Here is a 2,391-nt window from a genome sequence, read left to right as displayed (position 1 = left end):
GAACCCTCGGAGGCTGTGAACCTCACACGCTTTCGAGGCGTGCTCCTTAGGCCGCTCGGACACGCCACCGCCGGACAGCCTACCCAACCGGCGGCTGAAGCCGCACCGAACCGGGACCGGGCATCCCTACCGCTGCCGGACGAAGAAAGCCTCCAGCAAAGCGGCGCACTCGTCGGCCAGCACCCCGCCGCGGACCTGCGGTCGGTGCCCCAGCCGACGGTCACGGACCACATCCCACAGCGAGCCGACCGCCCCGGTCTTCGGCTCGAAAGCGCCGAAGACCAGGCGGGCTATCCGGGCCGTCACCAGCGCGCCAGCGCACATCGTGCACGGCTCGACGGTCACCGCCAGCGTGGCGCCGGCCAGCCGCCAACCGTCACCGAGCGCGGCGGCAGCCGCCCGCAGCGCCAGGATCTCGGCGTGCGCGGTCGGGTCGCCCAGCTCCTCCCGGGCGTTGGCAGCACGCGAGAGCACCGCGCCGCCGGGGCCGACCACCACCGCGCCCACCGGCACATCACGCGGCCCCGCGGCAGCCGCGGCCACCAGCGCCGCACGGATCAGATCCTCGTCGGTCACCGACCGAGCCGGCGCAGTGCGTCCGACATCTGCTCGTCGAAACCCATCTCTGCGGCGATCCGCACCAGCTGCTCGTCGACGTCCAGGTCGGACTCGTCGAGGATGACGCCCAGCACCGCCTCGGGCAGCCCGATGTCGGACAGCAGCCCCAGATCGCCCTCCTCGAACGGGTCGGCGTCCTCGAGGTCCTCGGCGTCGATGTCGGCGTCCAGCTTGTCCAGTACTTCGTCGGCGATGTCGTAGTCCAGCGCGGCGGTCGCGTCCGACAGCAGCAGCCGGGTCCCCACCGGACCGGGCCGGACGATCACGAAGAATTCGTCGTCTACATCCAGCAAACCGAAAAAGGCTCCCGCGCTGCGTAATTCACGAAGTTCTGTTTCAGCGGCGGCCAAGCTGGTCAGCGCCGCGGGGCGCATCGGCGAGCAGCGCCACTCGCCGTCTTCGCGCACCACGGCCACGCCGAAGCCGTCCGGCGTGTCTGCCGGCCGGTCCTGCGTGGAGGCTCGCTGTGCGCCCATGGGCGCTTACGCTAGTCGCCGATTACACCCTTGACCAGCGAATCGTCGGCAGCGGCCCGGATATACCAAATATAAATGTGTCAACCTAGGAGGGTGGCTGGCAATGCGGCGAAAACACCGGTGTGCGTGCTGGGACTGGGTCTGATCGGTGGCTCGGTGGCTCGTGCGGCCGCTGCGGCCGGCCGTGAGGTATTCGGCTACAACCGGTCGGTGGAAGGTGCGCGCGCCGCGGTAGCCGACGGCTTCGACGCCACCACCGACCTCGAGGAGGTGCTGGCGCGGGCCGCGGATACCAGCGCGCTGATCGTGCTCGCCGTCCCGATGCCGGCGGTGCCGATGCTGCTGGGCCGCATCCACCAGTTTGCCCCCGAGTGCCCGCTGACCGATGTCACCAGCGTGAAGAGCGTCGTGCTCGACGCGGTGACCGCCGCCGGCCTGCACGCCCGCTTCGTCGGCGGTCACCCGATGGCGGGCACTGCGCAGTCGGGATGGTCGTCCGGTGATGCCCACCTGTTCAGCGGCGCCCCCTGGGTCATCAGTGTGGACGACCACGTCGACCCGATGGTGTGGTCGACGGTGCTGGATTTGGCGCTGGACTGCGGGGCGATGGCGGTGCCGGCCCGCTCCGACGAGCACGACGCCGCCGCGGCCGTCATCTCCCACCTGCCGCACCTGATCGCCGAAGCGCTGTCCGTCACGGCCGCCGAAGTGCCACTGGCATTCGCCCTGGCCGCGGGGTCGTTCCGGGACGGAACCCGGGTTGCGGGCACCGCTCCGGACCTGGTCCGGGCGATGTGCGAGGCGAACTGGCTGCGGCTGCTGCCGGCGCTGGATCGCATTATCGAACTGCTGGCCGGCGCGCGGGATTCCCTGTCCGCTGCCGACTCGGTGGCCGAGCTGGTCGAGGCCGGCCATGCCGCCCGGACCCGCTACACGAGCTTCCCGCGGCACGATATCGTCGCCGTGTTCGTCGGCGCGAAGAACTGGCGCCAGGAACTGGCTGCCGCGGGCCGGGCCGGCGGGGTGATCAGATCCGCTCTGCCAATCCTGGGTAATCCACGATGAACCCGTCAGCGTCGACGGTGACGATGGTGCCGGTGGCGCCGGTGGCCGGCGAACATACCCTGATCTGGGCCCGCTGTTCCGGTTCGGTGCTGCGGTAGCTGGTGGACGCCGCCGTGACCGACATCTCCGGCAGCCGCACATAGATGGTGGGCACGGTGATCTCACCTGCCCGCTCGTTCAGGCCGGCGCGGCGGATCGGCAGGGCGTTGAAAAACGGGCTGAACACCACGTC

The 2,391-nt window shown here is 70.3% G+C and carries 4 protein-coding genes; 1 reads left to right on the top strand and 3 read right to left on the bottom strand.

Annotated features, from left to right (window positions below):
* Positions 1–126: 126 nt before the first annotated feature.
* Positions 127–576 carry a nucleoside deaminase gene (locus tag AC2VON_RS03575; protein WP_486951711.1) on the bottom strand — a complete coding sequence of 150 codons (450 nt, stop codon included), beginning with the start codon at positions 574–576 and terminating at the stop codon, positions 127–129.
* Positions 573–1,094: a tRNA adenosine deaminase-associated protein gene (locus AC2VON_RS03570; protein ID WP_486951710.1), complete on the bottom strand. Its 522-nt coding sequence runs from the start codon at positions 1,092–1,094 to the stop codon at positions 573–575. The genes AC2VON_RS03575 and AC2VON_RS03570 overlap by 4 nt, the downstream gene beginning before the upstream one ends.
* A 120-nt stretch (positions 1,095–1,214) precedes the next feature.
* Between AC2VON_RS03570 and AC2VON_RS03565 the strand changes: the two genes are divergently transcribed.
* Entirely contained in the window at positions 1,215–2,159 is a 945-nt protein-coding gene (locus tag AC2VON_RS03565) for a prephenate dehydrogenase (RefSeq protein ID WP_486951712.1), read from the top strand.
* Here the strand turns inward: AC2VON_RS03565 and AC2VON_RS03560 are convergent.
* A partial coding sequence (locus AC2VON_RS03560) for a putative glycolipid-binding domain-containing protein (RefSeq protein ID WP_486951709.1) occupies positions 2,122–2,391 on the bottom strand: 270 nt, incomplete at its 5' end. The genes AC2VON_RS03565 and AC2VON_RS03560 overlap by 38 nt on opposite strands.

The sequence above is a fragment of the Mycobacterium sp. TH-M82 genome, assembly GCF_057473605.1.
Note: the sequence above shows the minus strand (reverse complement) of the source record. Positions and strands in the feature narration are given on the sequence as shown.